The following is a 20,231-nucleotide window of genomic DNA, read 5'->3' as shown; positions in this document are numbered from 1 at the left end:
ATGAGACTGCGACTCGTTCCCGCGGAAACCGCGTTCGATTTCTTCAAGCGCTGGAAACTGTGGCTGGGCATCTCGATGGTGCTGATCCTGCTGGCCTTTGGTTCCTTCGCGCTGCGCGGGCTGAATTACGGCATCGATTTCCGTGGCGGCACCACCATCCGCACCGAAAGCGCACAGCCGGTGGACGTGGCGGGCTATCGCGACGCGCTGGGGGCGCTCGGCCTGGGCGACGTGACGATCTCCGAGGTGTTCGACCCGACCTTTGGTCCGGACCAGAACGTGGCGATGATCCGCATCCAGGCGCAGGAGGGCGAAGAGGCCGTCACCGCCGACATGATCGCGCAGGTGGAACAGGAATTGCGGGCCGTGGCGCCGGATATCCGGTTCGTATCGGTCGAATCGGTCGGCCCCAAAGTGTCGGGCGAGTTGATCCAGACCGCGGTCCTGGCGGTGCTTCTGGCGATCGGAGCGGTGCTGGTCTACATCTGGCTGCGCTTTGAATGGCAGTTCGCGCTGGGGGCCGTGGCGGCGCTGGTGCACGATGTGATCCTGACCATCGGCCTGTTTTCCGAGCTTCAGATCAAGTTCGACCTGGCGATCATCGCGGCGCTGCTGACCATCGTCGGCTATTCGCTCAACGACACCGTCGTGGTGTTCGACCGGGTTCGTGAAAACCTGCGCAAATACAAGAAACGGCCGCTGTCCGAGATCCTGAACCTCAGCATCAACGAAACGCTCAGCCGCACGGTGATGACCTCGGTGACCACGTTGCTGGCGCTGGTTTCGCTCTATGTGCTAGGCGGGGACGTGATCCGCGGCTTTGTTTTCGCGATGATCTGGGGCGTGATCGTGGGCACCTATTCGTCGATCTTCGTGGCCTCCTCGATCCTGCTTTACCTCGGGGTCAAGCGCGACTGGACCAAGCCCGACAAGAGCGCCGGCAACCAGTTCTCGAACGTGGATGCGTGATATCGCCCTGCCGGGGCGGGCAGGGTGATCGGCGCGGCGGCCGGGCTGTCGATCACCGATTTGTCGATACTGGTGTTCGCCGCGCTGGTGGCGGGCACCGTTCGCGGCTTCAGCGGGTTCGGCACCGCGCTGGTCTATCTGCCGATCGCAGGGATCGTGCTGGACCCGGTCGCGGCGGTGCTGACCGTCGTTCTGATGGACGTGTTCGGACCGCTGCCGATCCTGCCGCGCGTGGCCCGAGACATCCGGCGCGGCGATCTGGCGCGGCTGCTGCTGGGGGCGGCGCTGGCCCTGCCGCTGGGGCTGGCGGCGCTGTTCGTCATCGACCCCGGCCTGTTCCGGCTCTTGGTTTCGGTATTGTCGCTGACCATGCTGGCGCTGCTGGTCGGTGGCTGGCGCTACACCGGCCAGCTCGGCCCCGGCGCGACCTTTGGCACCGGGCTGGCCTCGGGATTTCTCGGAGGCGTCGCCGGATTGCCGGGGCCGCCGGTGATCTTTGCCCTCATGGCCAGCCCGTTTCCGGCCCGGACCGTGCGCGCCAACCTGACCGCGTTCCTGTTCGGCTATGATTTCCTGGTGCTGGCGATGCTGCTGCTGGCGGGTCGGCTGGCCCCGGAACCGGCGCTGGTCGGGCTTGCCCTGGGTGTGCCCAATATGGTTGGCAACATGATCGGCGGTAAGCTATTCGTGCCGGGGCATGAACGGAGCTATCGCATGGCGGCCTATCTGCTGATTTTTGCCGCAGCAGTGTTGGGCCTGCCGATCTGGAACGGGGAAGGGTAAGATGCGCCTGAACGAAATGGCTTATCCCGACGGTCTCCCGGTGGACGGGTATGGGGCGGGGTTCTTCCGCATCGGCGGCGAGATCCACAAGGGCGCGGTGGTGACCGGGCCCGGGGGCACCGGCCCCTGGGGCGGGCTGGACGATGCCGAGCCGCTGATTGCGCTGGCGGATAGGATCGATGTCCTGCTGATCGGCACCGGTGCCGAGATGCTGCCGGTCCCGGCCCCGTTGCGCCAGCGGCTGGAACAGGCGGGGGTCGGGATGGAGCATATGGGATCGCCGGCGGCCTGCCGCACCTACAACGTCCTGCTGGCCGAAGGCCGCCGGGTTGCGCTCGCGCTGCTGCCGGTCTGAGCCGCGCCGCCCTTTTGCCCACCGGGCAGAACCACCCGGCCATTCCCGCCTTTAGCCCCGCGCCGCGATAGGATAACCGACGACCATGATGCTCTGTGCTTCTGATCTGACCGTCGCCCGTGGCGGTATCCCGGTGCTGGAAGGGGTGAACCTGACGCTCAGGCCCGGGCGGGCGCTGGTGTTGCGCGGCCCCAACGGGATCGGCAAGACCACGCTGTTGCGCACGCTGGCCGGGTTGCAGCCGCCGCTGGCCGGGCGGATCGAGGGGGCCGAGGACGGCATCGCCTATGCCGGCCACGCGGACGGGATCAAGCCGACCCTCACGGTGACCGAGAACCTGAACTTCTGGGCCAGCGTCTTTGGCGCGCCGGGCATTGCTCTGGCGCTCGATGCGCTTGCCCTGCATGATCTGGCCGACCGGGCGGCGGGGCAGCTTTCGGCGGGACAGAAGCGGCGCCTGGGGCTGGCGCGGCTGCTGGTGACCGGTCGGCCGGTCTGGATGCTGGACGAACCGACCGTGTCGCTGGATCGCACCGCGGTGGCGATGTTCGCCGATGCGGTGCGCGCGCATCTGGGGCAGGGCGGCTCGGCGCTGATCGCCACCCATATCGACCTGGGGCTCGACGGGGACGTGCTGGAACTGGGACCGTTCAAGGCCCGCCCGGTCCCGGTCGGCGATTTCGACGGAGGGTTCCTGTGATCGCCCTGCTGACACGCGATCTGAAACTGGCATTGCGCGCGGGCGGCGGTTTCGGGCTCGGGCTGGCATTTTTCCTGATCGTGACGGTGATGGTGCCGTTTGCGGTGGGGCCGCAATCGGCGCTGCTGGCGACCATCGCGCCGGGTGTCCTGTGGCTGGGTGCGCTGCTGGCCTGCCTGCTGTCGCTCGACCGTCTGCTGGCGCTGGACTGGGAGGACGGAACGCTGGACCTGCTGGCGACCGCGCCGCTGCCGCTGGAGGCGGTGCTGAGCATCAAGGCCATGGCGCATTGGCTGACCACCGGCCTGCCGCTGGTGCTGGCCGCGCCGGTGCTGGGGGTGTTGCTGAACCTGCCCGGCCCGGGATTTGCCTGGCTGGTGGCGTCGCTGGCGCTGGGAACCCCGGCGCTGAGCGTGATCGGCACCTTCGGCGCGGCGCTGACCGTGGGACTCAAACGCGGCGGGCTGCTGCTGTCGCTTCTGGTGCTGCCGCTCTATGTGCCCACGCTGATCTTTGGCGCCGAGGTGGCGCGGCGGGGCGCGACGGGGCAGGATCTGTCCACGCCGCTGCTGATGCTGGGCGGGATCACTGCGGCCAGCATCGCGCTGCTGCCCTTTGCCTCGGCCGCTGTCCTGCGCGTGAACATTCGTTGACATCTGTCAATTGAGAACCGCCCCGACTCGGACTAGATAGCCATCATGACATTCGCCGCGAAAGCCAATGCCCTGTGGGCCTATGCCAACCCGCGCAAGTTCCTGGCAACCACCGAGCGGGTCCTGCCCGTGTTCTGGTGGACAGCGGCGGCGTGCCTTGCGGTTGGGCTCGTCTGGGGCTTCTTCTTTACCCCCGACGATTACCGGCAGGGATCGACGGTCAAGATCATCTACCTGCATGTGCCCTCGGCGCTGATGGCGATTAACTGCTGGCTGATGATGCTGGCGACCTCGCTGGTCTGGCTGGTGCGGCGCCACCATGTCAGCGCGCTGGCGGCGCGGGCCGCCGCGCCCGTGGGCATCGTCATGACGCTGATCGCGCTGGCCACCGGCGCCATCTGGGGGCAGCCGATGTGGGGCACCTGGTGGGCCTGGGACCCGCGGCTGACCTCGTTCCTGATCCTGTTTTTGTTCTATCTCGGCTATGTCGCCCTGTGGGAGGCGATCGAGGACCCGGATACCGCGGCCGACCTGACCTCGGTCCTGTGTCTGGTGGGGTCGGTTTTCGCGTTGCTGTCGCGCTACGCGGTGAATTTCTGGAACCAGGGGCTGCATCAGGGCGCGTCGGTGATGCGCGCGGCGGCGATCACCGGATCGGATACCGAGGAAAAGGTCTCCAATGTCTTCTTCGTGCCGCTGATGGTCTGCATCATCGGGTTCGTCCTGCTGTTCATCGCGCTGGTGCTCTATCGCACCGGAACCGAGATCCGCGCCCGCCGTATCCGGGCGCTGCTGGCACGCGAAAGGGCAGGGGCATGATACCGGAACTGGGGAAATACGCCGATACGGTGCTGGCCGCTTATGCCGCGTCGCTGCTGTTGCTGGCGGTGCTGGTGATCTTCAGCCTGTTGCGCGGCCGCAAGGTCCGCGGCGAGATGGAGCGGGTCGAACAGAGGATGTCGCGGGATGGCTAGGAAGATCTCACCGCTGATGATCGCGCCGCCGCTGGTCTTTGCGGCCTTCGTCGCCCTGGCGCTGATCGGCATGTTCCGGGACGATCCCAACGCGCTGCCCTCGGCCCGCGAAGGCCAGCCCGCGCCGCCCGTGGTGCTGAACGAACTGCCGGGCAAGGCGATCTGGGGCGACGACACCCTGCGCGACGGCGAAGTGAAGCTGGTGAATTTCTGGGCCAGCTGGTGCGCGCCCTGCCGTGTCGAACACCCGAACCTGCAGAAGCTCTCGGACGGCGGCATCCCGATCTACGGCATCAACTACAAGGACACGCCGGAGAAGGGGCTGGCCTTTCTGGCGGAACTGGGCGACCCCTATGCCGCGATCGGCTCGGACGGCGGCAGCATGGGGATCGACTGGGGGGTCTATGGCGTCCCGGAAACCTATGTGATCGGCGGCGACGGCACGATTCACCTGCGGTTCGCGGGCCCGGTGACCGCGAAGGTGATGGAGGAAACCATCCTGCCTGCGATTGCCAGGGCCAGCGGCGGCGGCAACTGACCGCCGATCCATCACGCCCGCCGCAGGCGGGGTCGGATGGAAACTGCCGTCGCGCGGTCGCCCGTTCGGGCAGGGGGGCGGTGTCAACCGGTTGTCGGCCTAGCCCCGGATCACGTCGGCGAATTTGCCAAAGATCGGTTCGTTGGCGCAGATGACCTCGCCCGAGGCCAGCAGGTCGTCACCGTCCGCGATGGCTTCGACCAGCCCGCCGGCTTCGCGCACGATGATGGTGCCGGCGGCGATGTCCCAGACGTTCAGGCGGCGTTCCCAGAACCCTTCGTAGCGGCCCGCCGCCACATAGGCCATGTCGAGCGCCGCCGCCCCCCAGCGCCGCACGCCGGCGCAGGCGGGCATCAGCCGGGCCAGGTCCTGCAGCGTTTCGGGCAGGTCGCTGCGGCCGCCGAAGGGCAGGCCGGTGGCAAAGATGCTCTCGATCATCCGCGACCGTCCCGAGACCCGCAGCCGCGACTGGTTCAGCCAGGCGCCTTCGCCCTTTTCGGCAAGGAACATTTCATCCTTGGCCGGGTCGAACACCACGCCCGCGACGATCTTGCCCTTGTGCTCCAGGGCGATCGACACCGCCCAGTGCGGCAGCCCGTGCAGGAAGTTGGTGGTGCCGTCCAGCGGATCGACGATCCAGCGCCGGGTCGGGTCCTGCCCGGGGATCTCGCCGCCTTCCTCGGCCAGCCAGCCATAGGTGGGACGCGCGCCCAGCAATTCCTCTTTCAGGATCTGCTCGGCGGCGATGTCGGCCTTGGAGACAAAATCGCCCGCGCCTTTCATCGACACCTGCAGGTTCTCCACCTCGCGGAAATCCTTGACCAGCGACCGCCCCGCCTTGCGCGCGGCCTTGATCATGACGTTGAGATTTGCACTGCCGACCATGTCAAAGGCTCCGTTGAGGTGAAGCCGCGCATATACGCCCGCCTTTCCCGGTTGCCAAGTCCCGGATACTGTCGCAGCGTCAGGGCCGGGCCGGGCTTGTCACGCCGGTTTCGGGGCCGCACCGTTGGCGCAAATGATCCCAAAGGAGAATCCCATGTCCGAACAGATGTTCCGTATCGCGCTGGCAAGCCGCCCCGACGGGGCGCCGAGCGCCGAAAACTTCAGCCACGAAGCCGCGCCCCTGCCGGTGCCGGGTGAGGGCGAGGTGCTGGTGCGCGTGCATTACATGTCGCTCGATCCCTACATGCGGGGGCGGATGGACGACGCGAAATCCTATGCCGCGCCGGTGCCGATCGGCGGCACGATGGAGGCCGGGGGCGTGGGCGAGGTGATCGCCTCGAATTCACCGGCGTTCAAACCTGGCGATTTCGCCTTTGGCATGTTCGGCTGGGCCAGCCATGGCTGCCTGCCCGCCGACCAGCTGCGCAGGCTCGACCCCGCGATGGGGCCGGTCACCGCCGCCCTGGGTGTGCTGGGCATGCCGGGCTTTACCGGCTGGTATGGCCTGACCGAACTGGGCAGGCCCAGGGCGGGCGAGACGCTGGTGGTGGCAGCCGCCACGGGGCCGGTCGGCTCGATGGTGGGGCAGGTGGCCCGGCTGGCCGGTCTGCGCACCGTGGGTGTCGCCGGCGGTGCCGACAAATGCAGGCTGGCCACCGAGATGTTCGGCTTTGACGCCTGCCTCGATCACCGCGCCTATGACACCGCGTCAGACCTGCGCGCGGCGCTGGCCGCCGAATGTCCGGACGGGGTCGATATCTATTTCGAGAATGTCGGCGGCAAGGTGCTCGAAGCGGTGTTCCCGCTGCTCAACGAATTCGCCCGGATCCCGGTTTGCGGGATGGTCGCGTGGTACAATGCCGGCGCGCTGGGTGCGGGTGCGGCGGATGCCGGGCTGTCCGGCCCGGCGCTGTGGCGGTCGATCCTGGTGAAATACATGTCCGTCAACGGGTTCATCATCTCGAACCATTTCGACCGGTTTCCCGAGTTCCTGTCCCAGGTGGCCCCCAAGGTCGCCTCGGGTGAAATCCGGTTCCTCGAGGATATCGCCGAAGGGCTGGAAAATGCCCCGGCGGCCTTCATCGCGATGCTCGAAGGCGGCAATACCGGCAAGCAGATCGTCAAGCTGATCTGAGCAACCGGGCGGGCGCACGGATTATTAATCAGACGGGCGCCCGCCCTTCTCCCCTGTCTCAGGCGCTCAGTGATCGGCGCCGCGTATCCGGTCGATGCTCAGCGGGCCGGGGCCGGCAAAGACGAGGTAGAGGAAGAAGAAACAGTAGAGGATCGCCGCATCGCCGCCATTGTTGACCGGAAAGAAATCGCGCGGTGCATGGGCCATCCAATAGGCAAATGCCATCAGCCCCGATGACAGGAAGGCCGCCGGGCGTGTCAGCAGCCCCAGCGCGATCAGCGCGCCGCAGACCAGTTCGATGACGCCCGCGATCCAGGACAGGGAAAAGGTTTCGGTTGCGCGTTCGGTGGCCGGGAACCCCAGCAACTTCTGCGTCCCGTGCGCCATGAACGCCAAGCCGGCCATGATACGAGTCACACTCAGAGCCAGGGGCGCAAGCGAATTCAGCCGTTCGATCATCTGGTATGGTCCCTTCGGTTCCGGTTGATATCCGTCAGATTTTCTCAGGTATTCGGCGCCCATTACAACCACGTTCCTCCATCGCGTGCAACGGTGGGTTGTGGGGCCGGTCCCCGCCATCGGGCCGGATCAGCGGAGGTGATAGGTCAGCGCCGCCGCGATCAGCAGCCGCAGCTTGTCGTCATCGGGCGTCCGCCCCGGCCGGAACAGCACCGCGCGGTTGCCTTCATAGTCAAACGCATCGGGAAACAGGCTGCGAAAATCGGGCAGGATCGTGGTCTGGCAATGCACATAGAGCGCGTAGCCGCCGGCCTTGGGCAGCCCGAGCCGGATCGTCGAGCCCGAACCGGTGTCGGGCGTCAGATAGGCCGGCTGGCCCCAGCGCAGCGCCTCTTCGATCCGGCCGACATCGGGGATCCCGGCCGCCGTATCGAAGATGAGGCGCCGCAACCCGAGCAGGCCCGCGCGTTCGGCATCGGGAAACCGGGCAAAGAGCTGTTCGACCGCAGCCGACTGGAACGGAGGGGAGATCGCAGACATGATCGCAGTCATATCCGGTTCAGCCCCGATACGATAGCGGTGTGTCGGAGGGCATGGTCCTCAGCGGACCGGCGCCCCCAGCAGCGTCGTCATGCCGGCGGCACAGTAGTCGATCAGCCTGTCGATCAGCGCCGCGCGGCCCGGGTCGGGATTGCCGGGGCTCAGCGCCGTGATCCGCCATTGCGAGGTGCACAGCGCCAGCATCGCCGAGACCGAAAACACCATGCCCGCGGCCACATCCTCGGGGCTGGCGTCGGGATAGCTGGCCGACAGCCGCCGGGCATAGGTCATGGCCACCGGGTCATAGAGCCTGGCGGTCAAGTCATTCCAGCGCGGATCGGCAGAAACGATGGCGATCAGCCGCGCATAGGCCATCCATTGCGGGTCGCCGCCAAATGCCCGGTCGAGCAGCGGCATGGCAAAAGCCGCGATCAGTTCGGCGGCGGGATCGCGCGGGCAGGGGCCGACCGCCTCCAGCGCGGCGATCCGCGCGGTCGAAAGCTCGTCGGCGCGGCGGGTGACGATCCGTTCGAACAGGTCCTCCTTGGCGCCGCCGTGAAAATTCACGCTGGCCTTCTGGACCCGCGCGCGTTCGGCGATGTCACGGATCGAGGCGCCTTCGAATCCCCGCTCGGCAAAAACCTGCTCCGCGGCATCGAAGATTCGCGCCCGCGCTTCGAGCGAACGCCGTGACGGCGCCCTTTTTCTCGTTGTTACAGCATGTTGGGCCATATCAAGAAACATCTTGCCTATTTTGAACGAATGTTCAAGATAAATAAATTCGTGTAGGAGTTATCATGACTGGTTTCAATGGACGGGCGGGACCCATGCCCGGCGAGGATGCCTTTGCCCTGATTGGCGCCGGACCGATGGGTCTGGCGATGGCAAAGACGCTGCTGGAACAGGATATCCCGTTTCAGGGTTTCGAACTGGCCGACGATGTCGGCGGGCTGTGGGATATCGACGCCCCACGGTCGACCATGTATGAAAGCGCACATCTCATTTCGTCCAAAAAGATGACTGAGTTTGACGACTTTCCGATGGGGGCCGACGTGGCCGAATACCCGTCGCATCGCGAGATGAAGTCGTATTTTTCCGATTTCGCGCGGCATTTCGATATCTATCCGCATTACCGTTTTGGCGCCGAGGTGATCGAAGCCCGCCCGGTCGATGGCGGCGGCTGGATCCTGCGCTGGCGTGACAGGGACGGCTCCGAACATGAGCGCCGCTTTGCCGGGCTGCTGATCGCCAACGGCACCCTGTCGGAACCGAACATGCCCAAATTCGACGGCGCGTTCGACGGCGAGCTGATCCATGCCTCGCAATACCGTTACCCGACCCGGTTCGCGGGCAAGCGGGTGCTGATCGTCGGCGCGGGCAATTCCGGCTGCGATATCGCGGTGGACGCGATCCATCACGGTCTGTCCTGCGATATCTCGATGCGGCGCGGGTATTACTTCGTGCCGAAATACGTCTTTGGCCAACCGGCGGATACGGTGGGGGGCCGGATCAGGCTGCCGATGTGGCTCAAGCGCCGGATCGACGGGACGTTGCTGAAATGGTTCGTCGGCAACCCGCAGAAATACGGGTTTCCGAAACCCGACTACGCGCTCTACGAATCCCACCCGGTGGTCAATTCGCTGATCCTGTTCCATGCCGGGCATGGCGACCTGCGGGTCAGGCCGGATATCGACCGGCTCGACGGCAGGCAGGTTCATTTCCGCGATGGCAGCAGCGGCGAATACGACATGATCCTGGCCGCGACCGGATACCGGCTGCATTACCCGTTCATCGCCCCCGAACTGCTGAACTGGCAGGCGGATGCCCCGCATCTCTATCTCAACTGCATGCATCCCGACCGCGATGACCTGTTCGTCCTGGGCATGGTCGAGGCCTCCGGGCTGGGCTGGCAGGGCCGCCATGAACAGGCCGAGATGGTCGCGCGGTATATCGCCGGGCTTCGCGACGGCAGCGGGGCCGCGCAGCGCCTGCGCGCGCGCAAGGCCAAGGACTTCGGGCGCGTCACCGGTGGCATGTCCTATATCGACCTGCCACGGATGGCCTATTATGTCGACAAGGCGACCTATCGCCGTGAAGTGACGGGCGAAATCGCGGCCCTGAAGGCAGGTGCGTGATGGGTTCGATCGATGACGTGGTCCTGAATTTCGACGCCGGCAACCTGCGGGTCCTGAACGCGATCCTGGCAATTCTCATGTTCTCGATCGCGCTGGATCTCAGGACCGCCGATTTCAGCCGGGTGCTGCGCGCGCCCAAGCCGCTGCTGGTCGGGCTGATGTCGCAGTTCCTGCTGCTGCCGGCGCTGACCTTCCTGATGCTGCTGGCGTTCCGGCCCCAGCCGTCCATCGCGATGGGTCTGATCCTTATCGCCGCCTGCCCGGGGGGCAACATCTCGAATTTCATCACCCACCGGGCCGGGGGGAACGTGGCCCTGTCGGTGTCGATGACGGCATTTGCCACCGTTTCGGCCATCGTGATCACCCCGGCCAACATTGCCCTTTGGGGGTATCTCTACACCCCCACGCGCGCGATCCTGCAACAGGTGCGCATCGACCCGGTTTCGGTGGCCATCACCGTGGGGGTGATGCTGGTGCTGCCGCTAATCCTGGGCATGGTGCTGAGAGCCCGGCGTCCGGCGCTGGCGGCACGGATCAACCGGCCGATGCAAATGCTGTCGCTGGCGATCTTTGCCGGGTTCATCGCGGTTGCGCTGGCCGGCAACTGGGGGTTCCTGGTCCAGTTCGCCGGCGTGATCGTCGGGCTGGTTTTCGTGCATAACGCGCTGGCCTTTACCGGTGGCTATACCATCGCCACCCTGGCCGGGCTGGCCGAACGCGACCGCAGGTCGGTCACCATCGAAACCGGGATCCAGAACTCCGGTCTCGGGCTGGTGCTGATCTTCGCCTTTTTCGGCGGGCTGGGCGGCATGGCCGTCGCCGCCGCCTTCTGGGGGGTCTGGCACGCGATCGCGGGGCTGGCGCTGGCCGCACTCTTTGCACGGCGCGAGGTGTCGGCATGTCCCGCATCCTGATCACCGGTGCCGCCGGGGCCGTGGGCGCGGCGCTGCTGCGCCTGCTCGGGGACCGTGCCGGTCTCGACGTGGTGGCGACCGATATCCGCCCGCCCGAGGCCCTGCCGCCGAATGCGCGGTTCCTGACGATGGACGTAACCGGCGACGATCCGGACCGCGTGATTGCCGGGGTGCGCCCCGATGTGGTGGTGCATCTGGCCTCGGTGGTCACGCCGGGTGCGGGATCGACCCGCGACCTGGAATACGCGGTCGACGTGACCGGCAGCCGCAACGTGCTGGACGCCTGCCTGGCCCATGGTGTGCGGCGGCTGGTGGTGACCTCCTCGGGGGCGGCCTATGGCTATCACGCCGACAACGCCGTGCCGCTGGGCGAAGACGACCCCATTCGCGGCAATCGCGAATTTGCCTATTCCTGGCACAAGCGCCTGGTCGAAGAGATGCTGGCCACCGCACGCCATGAGACACCGGCGCTGGAACAGGTGGTGCTGCGCGTCGGCACGGTTCTGGGCGCGGGGCTGGAAAACCAGATCACCGCATTGTTCCACAAGCCCCGGTTGCTGGGATTGCGCGGGTCGGACAGCCCGTTCGTGTTCATCTGGGACGACGATCTGGCGCATGTTCTGGAACGCGCGGCGCTCGACGGGCCGCCGGGGATCTACAACGTGGCGGGCGATGGCGCGATGACCGTATCCGACATCGCGGCGGCGATGGGCAAGAGCGTGCGGTGGGTGCCGCCCGTGCTGGTGCGTGCCGCGCTGGTGGTGGCGCGGCCGCTGGGCCTGTCCCGCTATGGTCCCGAACAGGTGCGGTTCCTGCTTTATCGTCCGGTTCTGGACAACACCGCGCTGAAGCGCGATTTCGGCTATGTCCCGCGCCGGTCCAGTGCCGAAGCCTTCGCCCGGTGGTGGGAGACCGCGCGATGACGCGCACCGCGGTGGTGACCGGCGGCGCCGGTGGCCTGGGCCGCGCCCTGTCCGGACAGTTGCGTGCCCGGGGCTGGTTCACCGCGCTGGTGGACCTGCCCGGCCCGGAGCTTGAGGCGGCGACCGGCACGCGCCGCTGCAGCACCCATGGCTGCGATCTGACCGTTCCCGACCAGCTGCGCCGCACCTGCGCCGAGATCATCGCCGCGCGGCCGTCCATCGACCTGGTGATCTACAATGCCGGCATCTCGCAATCGGGCGCTTTCGCCGATCTTCCATGCGAAACCCATCGCAAGGTCTTCGAGATCAACTATTTCGCGGCGGTGGACTGCGCGCGCGCGTTTCTGCCCGCGCTGCGCGCGGCCGGGGGCACCCACCTGGCGATCTCGTCGGTGGCCGGGTTCGCGCCGCTCTATCACCGCACCGCCTATGCCGCCAGCAAGCACGCGCTGGAGGGGTTCTTCAAATCCCTGCGCGCCGAAGAAGCCCCCCACGGCGTGGGCGTCGCCATCGCCGCGCCGTCTTTCATCGCCACCAACCCGGCGGTCGGCCCGGCGCCGGAAACCGGGATCATGCGGCCGGGATCGGCGGCGGATGGCATCGACGCGATGACGCCGGAGGCCGCGGCGCGGATCATTCTCAGGGGGCTTGACCGGGGCAGGGACCATATCCCCGTCGGCCGGGTCGCGCGGATGGCCAGCCTGCTCAACCGGCTGTCCCCGGCGCTCTACCAGCGCGAGATGCGGCGCCGGATCCGGGGCCGCAGCGCCGCGTCCTGACCGGCGGGGGCGGATCGCCCGATCAGGGCAACCCGTAACGCAAGATCGGCGGGTCGATCGTCACGATTGCCTTGGCGCTGCTGGTCACGTTCAGGCGCGGGGTTCCGCCGAGCGCCGGGACGGCAGTGGCGAGATCGAGGCTGGTGCTGCCGGCCGTGGGCAGGGTTGCAAGCGGCAGGTCGTCCAGCGTCAGCACCGGGCCGCCGGGCGTGCCGGAAACCAGGGCCGGGCTGACCGGGCGCAGCACCGCGCTCAGCCCGCGCGTCTGATCATCCTCGACGATCACGAAGGCGGGACCGTCGCGCCGGGCGATCCGGCCCGTCCCGCCCAGCATGGCGACGGCAACGCCGCTGACCGCAACCACCCCCAGCCAGACCGGCCCGGCCGGAACGGGTGTCGCCGGAAAGGTGAATGCCGTCGCGGTCGGGCTGGCGCGGCTTGCCTCGCGCTTGTCGCTTTCGGCCAGCGCATCGCCGGGCAGGCCGTCGCGATCGGAATAGAGCATCGCGCGCAATTCGACCGGGCCATGCGGCGCGGCCAGCATGAGGTCGCCGCCCATGATCACCTGCGCCCCGGCCATGTCGATCCGGGTGGCGACCGGGCTGGCATCCGCCACGCGGAGGCCCTCGCCCGTGATCGCGGGCAGCGGGGTCGCAGGCGCGTCCTGCCGCTGTTGGCGCGGTCCCATGCCGGAGACCGTGACCGACAGCGTGCCACCGGCGAGCAGCGCCCCGTCCGGCAGGCTCAGCGGCAGGCTCTGCCGGTCCTGACGCTGTCCGGAAAACCGCAGCACCGCCTTTTCGGGCAGGGCCGCCGTTTCCAGCACCAGCGACAGGTCCAGCGCGTCGATCCGCGCGGCACAGGGTTGGTCGGCCGACAGGATCAGGTCGATCTCCAGCGGATCGGGCAGCGGGGCGGGCAGGCGGGCCAGCAGGGCCTGCAAGGCCGCGGCAAGGTCGCCGCCATGGGTGCCGTCGGCCGGGAAGACCGGGAGGCCGTCGGCATCGGTCTGGACCGGAAACGGAATGCCGGGGCCGGTTTCACCGGGCAGCCGCAGCGCCAGCCGCGGGTTGAGCGGCGCATAGCGCAGCGTCACCGCGTCAATCTCGGCCTCGCTCAGCGCGACCTCGCTGCCGTTCTTGCGTTTCAGGATCAGCGCCGCATCGGTCACGTCCAGCCGCGCGCCGCTGCTGCCATGGGTCGCGCTGCGCACCGGGTCCTCGGACACCGCCTGCCCGTCGAAACGATAGGCGGATATCCGGTCGCCATCGACCGGGGTCTTCAGGCGCAGATACCGGATCTGCCGGGCCACGGGCAGCGACAGAACCAGGTGCCCGCCCGAGGCCGCAAACGATGCCGCTTCGACAGCATCGGGCGCCAGCGCATCGGCATCCCGGTTCAGGAACCGGGTGTCCAGCACCGTGCCGGTCGCGATGGTGGCGCGGTCGGCCTGCCCGCCGGTGGGCAGGGTCAGGCGGATTATGCGGCTGAACCGCCCGCCTTCGGCGCGGTCGAGCGCGGCGGTCGCGGCCTGCGATCCGAGATCGGACTTGGTGATCCGGCTCATCGCTACGACCGCCCGTCGCGCCGGATGGTGACCGTCTTGCGTTCGAGCGTCGTCAGGTCGGTGCGCAGCTTGTTCTGGTCCTGGTTCATCTGGTCGAGCGACGCTCTCAGGCTGCTCAGAGACCGCGCGTTCGCCTTGGTCCGCAGCTGGTTTGCCATATCGGTTTCGACGGCGGCGATCCGTTCGTCCATCTCCGCGCGCGGCACCATGGTTTCCATGCGCGCATCGATGTCACGGTCGACCTCGGCCCGGAAGGTTTCGAGCCGGGTTTCGCTGATCGACCGCTGCGTCGCCAGTTTCAGCTTCGCGTCGAATTCCTCGGTGATCGTGCCGTGGAACCTGTCCAGATCGCGTTTCGACACCGCACCGCTCTCGACCGCCTTCAGCCGCTCTTCCATCTCGGCGATCTGGCGGGCGTTGGCGCCGCCATCGTCTACTTGCGCGATCCTGGCGTCCAGATCGCGGGTCAGGCTGGTATGCAGCGCGTCGAGGTCGCGTTGCGTGACGGCGCGGCCTTCGAGATCCTCGAGGCGGCCATCGATCCCGGCAAGCCTGTCGTTGATCTCGCGGCCGGGATCGAGCCGGGCGATCCTGGTGTCGATTTCGGCGGTGATGGTCTGGCGCAGTTGGTCGAGATCGCCCTGGCTGACGGCATCCCGTTCAATTTCCGCGACCCGGCTGGTCATGTCCGCCGTCAGGTTGCGTTCGAACCGGGACAGCTCGGTCTTGGTGACGCTGCTGCCTTCGAGCGTTGCCAGCCGCGTATCAAAGGCGTGCAGATCGTCGCGGGTAAGTCCGTCGAACCTGGGCGGAGGCTTGATCGTGTCCCCGACCTCCTGCACGCTGCGGATCGCCTCGAACACCGCGAAACCGCCCGCGGCAATCGCCGCCTCGGATGCGCCTGCGGCCCGGACCGTGTTGACGATGGCATCGCCTTTCAGGGTGCTCGCCGAGGCGTCGAGAAACGCGTTCACGATGCCACCGGTCGACGCATCGCGCAGCCGGCGGCCCACCGCGCCGCGCTCCAGCGCCGCGTAGCCCTGTGTGGCCTGGATGATCTGGCGCGACAGGTCACGCCCGGCCTCGGCATCGGCGGCAAGGTGTTTCAGCGCATCGGGCAGCAGCCGGTCATTGTTGATCTGTTCGGCCAGCGCGATGTGAAACGCACCCAACCAGTTGCGCAGCTCCAGCGTCAGCGAGGCCGCCTGCAGCACCTGGCCCGCGTCGTCATGGGTGAGCGCCAGCAGCGTGACCGGTTGCAGCGGCCACGGCGCCAGCCGCGAGATCACGGGGATATCATGGGTTTCGAACAGCCGGTCGATCGCGGTCTGCAACGCGCCCGCGCACTGGCCGCGATACCGTGCCGCAAGTGCGGCGATCCCCTTGTCGGCCTCGCCCGGCGTTTCGGCCGTTCGGTCCAGTTGCGACAGTTCGGCGGCGAGCGCGGCGCGTGCGCTGTCGTCCAGCGGCGGCGACAGGTCCGGCCCGAAGCTGAACCGCACCAGCCCGCCGGGTTCGGGCGCGATGCGGATCGCCGTGCCCGCCTGTATCCGCAGCCCCGACCGCGCCGACAGGATGCCGTCACTGGCAATGCAGGTCACATGCCGGGTGACGATCCCGATCCCGTCGGGATTGGTCAGCTGGGCGGCGATGTTGATGCTCTGACCCAGCCACAGCACCGGCTCCACCGGCAGGAACTGCAACCGGTCGGGCGCCAGCGGCGGGCGCGCGCCCGACAGCGCGACGGCCAGTTCGGTGAACCGCAGCACGCCCATGCCGGTCACCGCCAGCACCTGGTCGAGATTGCGGAACGGGCGCGCCGCGATCAGTTCGGCGGCGACCCGGCGACTGGCGCCGAGCCCGTCGGAAAACCCGACCGTTTCCGCCAGCGCATTTGCATCGGCCGCGCCGTTGAGGAACCGCAGGATGCGGTCTGCGTCGGTGGGGCCGATATCGGCAGGGTGCAGGATGCCGGCCTGCATGGCTCAGCCCAGATCGCGGGCGGCGAGCAACTGGCCCACCAGCTCCATCCCCGCCTTCCGGCCCAGTTCGACATTGACCTTCTCGACCTTGCTGGCGGCATCGAGCGCCATGGTCTCGGCCCGGCGCACCGGTCCGGTTTCGCCCAGCAGGTCGTTGGTAAGCTTGGTGTTTTCGGCGCGGACCTGGCCGAGAATGCGGTTCTCGGCGGCGGCGACGCTGGTCGCGGTTTCCGCCGCGACCGTGGCGGCGACCGCACCGGCGGCCTTTTCGCCCCGGACGCCGGCGCCGGCGACCGCCTTGGCCGCGCCGGTCGCCTCGGCCATGCCGGGGGACATCGCGGCCGAATAGACCATCCCCTGCTGCACCGTCAGCCCGCCGGCCACGTTGGCGACCATGGCCTGGAAATACTCGGGCTGACCGGCGGCGGGCAGGACGTTGATCGCCTCCATCGCGGCCGCATACTGGCGCTGCTGGCCGAGCAGGCCCAGCGGCTGCACCTCGGCCTGGATGGTGTTGAAGATGCCCAGAACGGCAGGTTCCAGCCCCTCGAGGATCAGCGGTGTGAAATTGGCCACATAGCCGTCGACCAGCGGCGGTGTCGGGGGCAGGTATTGGGTGATGATCCACGGATAGACCCAGTCGCGGAACGTGACCCGGATCGATCCCGCCGCCATCGCGCTGTCGGCGGTGCCGGGGCTGTCATCGGGTTTCACAAAGGCCATGACGGTGGCGTATTCGTCATGCCAGTTGAGCGTGAAGGTCGGCGCCAGCGGGATGTAGGTGCGCGTCGGGTTGTTCAGGTAGATCCCGTCGAGATAGTTGCGCATCACCATGGTGTCGCTGCGTTCATAGGCGTTGGTCACCACCTGGTAGGCCTGGGCGATCTCGCTGGCCGCCGGAGTCGAGGCCGCAAGGAAGGCGTCGGCCACGCTGTTCCCGGATATGGTGGTGGCCAGCACCGCCGAGATTTCCAGTTCTTCCTCCTCGTCGAAGGACACGCCGGTTTCCTCGCGCAGCATCGCGCGGGCTTCACCATCGGCGTTCACCCGGACCGCCACGGTCTTGCCGCCGGTGCCGGCGCGCGAGGTGAAACCGGGCGCGGCCTTGAGGCTGCCCCACACGGTCACGAAATCGACCCAGGGCCGCCTGTTGGGGTTCGACAGGTCCAGCGGGTTGCCGTCGAAATCGGTGACGCGGGCGACGATCTCGGCGCGTTCGCCGATGGCAAAGCGGCTGCGCGTGGTGGACAGCTGCAACTGCCGGTACCGGGTGCGAACCAGCGTCGCGAGATCCTGCAGGTCCTCGATCTGGCCCTGCGCCGCCTGCAGGTCGGCGGCGTTGGCGTCGATCCGCGCCCGGGCGTCCGACAGGTCCGATCGCAGGCTGTCGAACCGGGTCTCGATGGCGGCGATCAGGCCGTTCCAATCGGCGGCACGGATCAGTTCGCCATCGACCTTGCCTCCGAATTCATCAGCTAGTTCAGCCATGTCAGTCTCCTCTCACGACGGGATCGCCGAATGCCAGCCGCAGCTGCGCCGCGGCGGGGCGCACGCGGTCGGCAGCCTCGAACACCCGGTCCAGAACGGCGCCGGGCAGGGTTTCGGCGGGGTCAGGCCGGTCCAGCCTGACGGTGATCGAAAACGGCGCGCGCGGTTGCCACCGGAAGGTGACGCGCGCCGCCGGGTTGAAGGCAAAGACCTGGTCCAGCATCGCGCGTTCCTTGCTGGACAGGTAGCGGCCTTCCCAGGGGGCGGTGCGTTCGGCGGGCGGGGTGAGCAACCGGCCTTCGCGGGTCCAGGCGGGAAACGAACTGGGCGCGGGTGGCGCCGGTTCTTCCTCGCGCAGGTAGCGCCAGTGGGTCATACCCGGAGCGAGGCGCGGGATCGCGGGCAGGCCGCCTTCGGCGATCCGGTCGGGCGAGGGTTTGACCCGCAGCCGCAGCGCCGCCGGCGTGGCGCCGCCGTCCACGGCAAAGCCGTCCCCGGTCAGCGTGCCCAGCCGCGCTTCGGCGCCATCGGTCCAGTGCAGCGCCGTCACCGCGGCGTTGTCGGCGGTGATGACGGCGGGCGACTGCGCGGCAAAGCCGGTCCCGGTCGCGCCGGCGAACTGCCACGCGCCGCCGGTCCGGTCGAACCGCCAGCCGCTGCCAGGGTCTTCGGGCGCGGGCCGGGGCAGGCGGGTGAGCGCGGTGTCTGCCTCGAACCAGTCGACCCCGTCATGGACCAGCAGGCCGCGATCCGTCCCGGCCCAGATCCGCCCGCGTTCGTCCTGCGCCAGCGCATGGATCGTCCCGGTGCCGAGCGCAGGAAAGGCGCGCAGCCGCGTGGCATAGGTGTTGCGGATGCGATGCGCCCCCCAGGCGGCCAGCCCGTATTCGGTGCCGATCCACAGCAGCGTGTCCGGTCCGCGCAGCAATGCGGTGACCGGCGGCAGGAACACGTCTTCGTCGGCGGGCAGCGCATCGCTCGCCGCGTCCCAGGGCAGCCAATCCGGCACGGTTTCGTCCAGGCTGTCGCCGCGATAGACATGCCAGGTTCCGGCCCTTGCATCGAAGCGGAACAGCCCCGCCGCGCCGCCAAGGGTCACGATCCCGTCCGGCTCGGCCAGCACCGCCGCCAGCGCGGTTTCGGTTTCCGCGCGCGCGCCCGGTCCGACCGCGACGAGCGTATCGCCGGGGCCGATCGTCGCCGCGCCGGTCGCGGTGGCCGCCCAGATCGTGCCGTCGCCCGCGCGGGCCAGCGCATGGACCGCCGCCCCGGTCGCGGTGGCCGGATCGGGGGCCAGGGTGGGCGGGCTGCCGAATACCGTAAGCCGAGCGAGCCCGTTGCCATGCCCCAGCAGCAACGTGATCCCGTCCGCCAGCAGGCAGCGCAGCACCGGCAGGCCGGAAAACGCCTGGGTCCAGCCGCTGGCGGTCAATTGCCAGAGCTGCCCGTCACCGGCATCGTTCACGGCGGCCCAGAGCGCGCCATCCGGCCCGGTGGCCAGCGCCGCGACATGGCCCGCCGGTGCGCCCGCCGCCGCGGCCCACGGGCCGAGGGCGGTGGGATTGGCGGGTATGTCGTCGGGCATATCGTCGGGCAGCGACATGGCCCTGCGCAGCCCGGTTTCACCGCCGAGCCAGCTGGAATAGGTGGGGCGCAGGGCCAGCACCTGGCCCGGTTCCACCACCCCGTTATAGAGGATGCCGATCCCGGTTCCGGTGGCCGGATCGAACCGTTCGATCACCGGGTGATCGGCGATGTCGATGCGGCCGGGTTCGGGGGTCGCGCCCTCGATGAATATCTCGGGCGGGACCGGCGCCAATGTGCTGGCGTCGATCCTCCAGCGCATCAGCGGCCCGACCAGCCCCCCGGGGCTGCCCCGCGTCGCCGCGGTCTGCGACAGGGTCGCGCCGGGGGCGAACTCCTCGACGCTGACCGCGCGTTCGGGCGTGCCCGACAGCGCCAGACGCGCGGCCTGCCGCAGCGCGGCCGGGGTCGAGACACCGCCGCGCCAGAGCGCCACCGTGCCCAGCACGCGGCGGCGGAACTGTTCCACCGTTTCGCGCGCGGCGGCAGGGTCGGTGTAGGGAACCAGCGCCAGCAACCCCGCCAGCCGGGCGAGATCGTCCAGATAGGGATGCGCCTCGACCTCGGCATCGGCAGGAAGCAGCACCGGCAGCCCGGCTTCCTTGCGAAAGGCGGCGACGAAGGGCGAGATCGGCGCGTAGTCGCCGAAGCGCGACCAATGCGCCTGCATCGTGTTGCCCGCGTCGATCCGGGCGCGGCTGAGGCCTGCGCCGGTGACCCGGATCAGGTTGGGCAGCAGCCCCTCGGCGCCGGGTTCGGGGCGCCAGAGCGTCGGCAGCAGGTCGCGGATGGCGTCTTCTGCGGCCAC

At 68.3% G+C, this 20,231-nt stretch carries 21 protein-coding genes; 13 read left to right on the top strand and 8 right to left on the bottom strand.

Features of this window, described 5'->3' with window-relative positions:
• The 8 genes from secF (at position 1) to C6Y53_RS00665 (ending at position 4,972) form a co-directional block, all read left to right on the top strand.
• Complete coding sequence (secF, locus tag C6Y53_RS00700; RefSeq protein WP_106470684.1) at positions 1 to 969, top strand: protein translocase subunit SecF; 969 nt, start codon at positions 1 to 3, stop codon at positions 967 to 969.
• A gap of 24 nt (positions 970 to 993) precedes the next feature.
• Entirely contained in the window at positions 994 to 1,752 is a 759-nt protein-coding gene (locus C6Y53_RS00695) for a sulfite exporter TauE/SafE family protein (protein WP_244614911.1), read from the top strand.
• Between the two features lies 1 nt (position 1,753).
• Complete coding sequence (locus C6Y53_RS00690) at positions 1,754 to 2,107, top strand: Mth938-like domain-containing protein (RefSeq protein ID WP_106470683.1); 354 nt, start codon at positions 1,754 to 1,756, stop codon at positions 2,105 to 2,107.
• Between the two features lie 85 nt (positions 2,108 to 2,192).
• On the top strand, positions 2,193 to 2,807 hold the full coding sequence (gene ccmA, locus C6Y53_RS00685; protein ID WP_106470682.1) for a heme ABC exporter ATP-binding protein CcmA: 615 nt from the start codon (positions 2,193 to 2,195) through the stop codon (positions 2,805 to 2,807).
• Positions 2,804 to 3,460 carry a heme exporter protein CcmB gene (ccmB, locus tag C6Y53_RS00680; protein ID WP_106470681.1) on the top strand — a complete coding sequence of 219 codons (657 nt, stop codon included), beginning with the start codon at positions 2,804 to 2,806 and terminating at the stop codon, positions 3,458 to 3,460. Before ccmA ends, ccmB begins: the two co-directional genes overlap by 4 nt.
• A gap of 45 nt (positions 3,461 to 3,505) precedes the next feature.
• Positions 3,506 to 4,279, top strand: a complete 774-nt coding sequence (locus C6Y53_RS00675) for a heme ABC transporter permease (RefSeq protein ID WP_106470680.1) — start codon at positions 3,506 to 3,508, stop codon at positions 4,277 to 4,279.
• Positions 4,276 to 4,434, top strand: coding sequence for a heme exporter protein CcmD (gene ccmD / locus C6Y53_RS00670; RefSeq protein WP_211299431.1), 159 nt, complete (start codon positions 4,276 to 4,278; stop codon positions 4,432 to 4,434). The genes C6Y53_RS00675 and ccmD overlap by 4 nt, the downstream gene beginning before the upstream one ends.
• Positions 4,427 to 4,972: a DsbE family thiol:disulfide interchange protein gene (locus tag C6Y53_RS00665; protein ID WP_244614910.1), complete on the top strand. Its 546-nt coding sequence runs from the start codon at positions 4,427 to 4,429 to the stop codon at positions 4,970 to 4,972. The genes ccmD and C6Y53_RS00665 overlap by 8 nt, the downstream gene beginning before the upstream one ends.
• A 99-nt stretch (positions 4,973 to 5,071) precedes the next feature.
• Here the strand turns inward: C6Y53_RS00665 and C6Y53_RS00660 are convergent, their stop codons facing one another.
• Positions 5,072 to 5,857 carry an inositol monophosphatase family protein gene (locus tag C6Y53_RS00660; protein WP_106470678.1) on the bottom strand — a complete coding sequence of 262 codons (786 nt, stop codon included), beginning with the start codon at positions 5,855 to 5,857 and terminating at the stop codon, positions 5,072 to 5,074.
• Positions 5,858 to 6,011: 154 nt separating this feature from the next.
• Between C6Y53_RS00660 and C6Y53_RS00655 the strand changes: the two genes are divergently transcribed.
• Positions 6,012 to 7,052, top strand: a complete 1,041-nt coding sequence (locus C6Y53_RS00655) for an NADP-dependent oxidoreductase (RefSeq protein WP_106470677.1) — start codon at positions 6,012 to 6,014, stop codon at positions 7,050 to 7,052.
• A 66-nt stretch (positions 7,053 to 7,118) separates the two neighbouring features.
• Here C6Y53_RS00655 and C6Y53_RS00650 read toward each other — a convergent pair whose 3' ends face one another.
• The 3 genes from C6Y53_RS00650 to C6Y53_RS00640 all read right to left on the bottom strand — a co-directional run bounded on the left by C6Y53_RS00650 (position 7,119) and on the right by C6Y53_RS00640 (position 8,783).
• Positions 7,119 to 7,457, bottom strand: coding sequence for a DoxX family protein (locus C6Y53_RS00650; protein WP_244614909.1), 339 nt, complete (start codon positions 7,455 to 7,457; stop codon positions 7,119 to 7,121).
• Between the two features lie 183 nt (positions 7,458 to 7,640).
• Positions 7,641 to 8,051, bottom strand: coding sequence for a DUF1801 domain-containing protein (locus C6Y53_RS00645; RefSeq protein ID WP_106473874.1), 411 nt, complete (start codon positions 8,049 to 8,051; stop codon positions 7,641 to 7,643).
• A 60-nt stretch (positions 8,052 to 8,111) separates the two neighbouring features.
• On the bottom strand, positions 8,112 to 8,783 hold the full coding sequence (locus tag C6Y53_RS00640) for a TetR/AcrR family transcriptional regulator (protein ID WP_106473873.1): 672 nt from the start codon (positions 8,781 to 8,783) through the stop codon (positions 8,112 to 8,114).
• A gap of 65 nt (positions 8,784 to 8,848) precedes the next feature.
• Here C6Y53_RS00640 and C6Y53_RS00635 point away from each other — a divergent pair, with 65 nt between their 5' ends.
• From C6Y53_RS00635 to C6Y53_RS00620, 4 genes are read left to right on the top strand one after another with little or no spacing between them, the layout of a single operon-like run.
• Complete coding sequence (locus C6Y53_RS00635) at positions 8,849 to 10,186, top strand: flavin-containing monooxygenase (RefSeq protein WP_244614908.1); 1,338 nt, start codon at positions 8,849 to 8,851, stop codon at positions 10,184 to 10,186.
• Positions 10,186 to 11,100 (top strand): bile acid:sodium symporter family protein, encoded by a 915-nt coding sequence (locus C6Y53_RS00630; protein WP_106470675.1) that lies wholly within the window; start codon positions 10,186 to 10,188, stop codon positions 11,098 to 11,100. The genes C6Y53_RS00635 and C6Y53_RS00630 overlap by 1 nt, the downstream gene beginning before the upstream one ends.
• On the top strand, positions 11,085 to 12,023 hold the full coding sequence (locus C6Y53_RS00625; RefSeq protein ID WP_106470674.1) for an SDR family oxidoreductase: 939 nt from the start codon (positions 11,085 to 11,087) through the stop codon (positions 12,021 to 12,023). The genes C6Y53_RS00630 and C6Y53_RS00625 overlap by 16 nt, the downstream gene beginning before the upstream one ends.
• Positions 12,020 to 12,802 carry an SDR family NAD(P)-dependent oxidoreductase gene (locus C6Y53_RS00620; RefSeq protein ID WP_106473872.1) on the top strand — a complete coding sequence of 261 codons (783 nt, stop codon included), beginning with the start codon at positions 12,020 to 12,022 and terminating at the stop codon, positions 12,800 to 12,802. The genes C6Y53_RS00625 and C6Y53_RS00620 overlap by 4 nt, the downstream gene beginning before the upstream one ends.
• Before the next feature lie 22 nt (positions 12,803 to 12,824).
• Here the strand turns inward: C6Y53_RS00620 and C6Y53_RS00615 are convergent, their stop codons facing one another.
• Genes C6Y53_RS00615 through C6Y53_RS00600 form a run of 4 tightly spaced genes read right to left on the bottom strand, consistent with a single transcriptional unit; the run spans position 12,825 to position 20,231 of the window.
• A complete protein-coding gene (locus tag C6Y53_RS00615; protein ID WP_106470673.1) occupies positions 12,825 to 14,369 on the bottom strand; it encodes a hypothetical protein in 1,545 nt (514 codons plus the stop codon).
• 2 nt (positions 14,370 to 14,371) lie between these two features.
• Complete coding sequence (locus C6Y53_RS00610; protein WP_106470672.1) at positions 14,372 to 16,351, bottom strand: hypothetical protein; 1,980 nt, start codon at positions 16,349 to 16,351, stop codon at positions 14,372 to 14,374.
• Positions 16,352 to 16,354: 3 nt separating this feature from the next.
• On the bottom strand, positions 16,355 to 17,839 hold the full coding sequence (locus tag C6Y53_RS00605) for a hypothetical protein (RefSeq protein ID WP_106470671.1): 1,485 nt from the start codon (positions 17,837 to 17,839) through the stop codon (positions 16,355 to 16,357).
• A gap of 1 nt (position 17,840) precedes the next feature.
• Positions 17,841 to 20,231 carry a two-component regulator propeller domain-containing protein gene (locus tag C6Y53_RS00600; protein WP_106470670.1) on the bottom strand — a complete coding sequence of 797 codons (2,391 nt, stop codon included), beginning with the start codon at positions 20,229 to 20,231 and terminating at the stop codon, positions 17,841 to 17,843.

This window comes from Pukyongiella litopenaei (assembly GCF_003008555.2).
Classification (GTDB): domain Bacteria; phylum Pseudomonadota; class Alphaproteobacteria; order Rhodobacterales; family Rhodobacteraceae; genus Pukyongiella; species Pukyongiella litopenaei.
Note: the sequence above shows the minus strand (reverse complement) of the source record. Positions and strands in the feature narration are given on the sequence as shown.

What these genes read in the sequence shown, in the direction of transcription:
- C6Y53_RS00640 (WP_106473873.1), bottom strand. Translation starts at nt 8,783, where the DNA reads ATGGCCCAACATGCTGTAACAACGAGAAAAAGGGCGCCGTCACGGCGT.
- C6Y53_RS00635 (WP_244614908.1), top strand. Translation starts at nt 8,849, where the DNA reads ATGACTGGTTTCAATGGACGGGCGGGACCCATGCCCGGCGAGGATGCC.
- C6Y53_RS00610 (WP_106470672.1), bottom strand. Translation starts at nt 16,351, where the DNA reads ATGCAGGCCGGCATCCTGCACCCTGCCGATATCGGCCCCACCGACGCA.
- C6Y53_RS00665 (WP_244614910.1), top strand. Translation starts at nt 4,427, where the DNA reads ATGGCTAGGAAGATCTCACCGCTGATGATCGCGCCGCCGCTGGTCTTT.
- C6Y53_RS00675 (WP_106470680.1), top strand. Translation starts at nt 3,506, where the DNA reads ATGACATTCGCCGCGAAAGCCAATGCCCTGTGGGCCTATGCCAACCCG.
- C6Y53_RS00630 (WP_106470675.1), top strand. Translation starts at nt 10,186, where the DNA reads ATGGGTTCGATCGATGACGTGGTCCTGAATTTCGACGCCGGCAACCTG.
- C6Y53_RS00645 (WP_106473874.1), bottom strand. Translation starts at nt 8,051, where the DNA reads ATGTCTGCGATCTCCCCTCCGTTCCAGTCGGCTGCGGTCGAACAGCTC.
- secF (WP_106470684.1), top strand. Translation starts at nt 1, where the DNA reads ATGAGACTGCGACTCGTTCCCGCGGAAACCGCGTTCGATTTCTTCAAG.
- ccmD (WP_211299431.1), top strand. Translation starts at nt 4,276, where the DNA reads ATGATACCGGAACTGGGGAAATACGCCGATACGGTGCTGGCCGCTTAT.
- ccmA (WP_106470682.1), top strand. Translation starts at nt 2,193, where the DNA reads ATGATGCTCTGTGCTTCTGATCTGACCGTCGCCCGTGGCGGTATCCCG.
- C6Y53_RS00605 (WP_106470671.1), bottom strand. Translation starts at nt 17,839, where the DNA reads ATGGCTGAACTAGCTGATGAATTCGGAGGCAAGGTCGATGGCGAACTG.
- C6Y53_RS00650 (WP_244614909.1), bottom strand. Translation starts at nt 7,457, where the DNA reads ATGGCCGGCTTGGCGTTCATGGCGCACGGGACGCAGAAGTTGCTGGGG.
- C6Y53_RS00615 (WP_106470673.1), bottom strand. Translation starts at nt 14,369, where the DNA reads ATGAGCCGGATCACCAAGTCCGATCTCGGATCGCAGGCCGCGACCGCC.
- C6Y53_RS00655 (WP_106470677.1), top strand. Translation starts at nt 6,012, where the DNA reads ATGTCCGAACAGATGTTCCGTATCGCGCTGGCAAGCCGCCCCGACGGG.
- C6Y53_RS00620 (WP_106473872.1), top strand. Translation starts at nt 12,020, where the DNA reads ATGACGCGCACCGCGGTGGTGACCGGCGGCGCCGGTGGCCTGGGCCGC.
- C6Y53_RS00660 (WP_106470678.1), bottom strand. Translation starts at nt 5,857, where the DNA reads ATGGTCGGCAGTGCAAATCTCAACGTCATGATCAAGGCCGCGCGCAAG.
- C6Y53_RS00625 (WP_106470674.1), top strand. Translation starts at nt 11,085, where the DNA reads ATGTCCCGCATCCTGATCACCGGTGCCGCCGGGGCCGTGGGCGCGGCG.
- C6Y53_RS00690 (WP_106470683.1), top strand. Translation starts at nt 1,754, where the DNA reads ATGCGCCTGAACGAAATGGCTTATCCCGACGGTCTCCCGGTGGACGGG.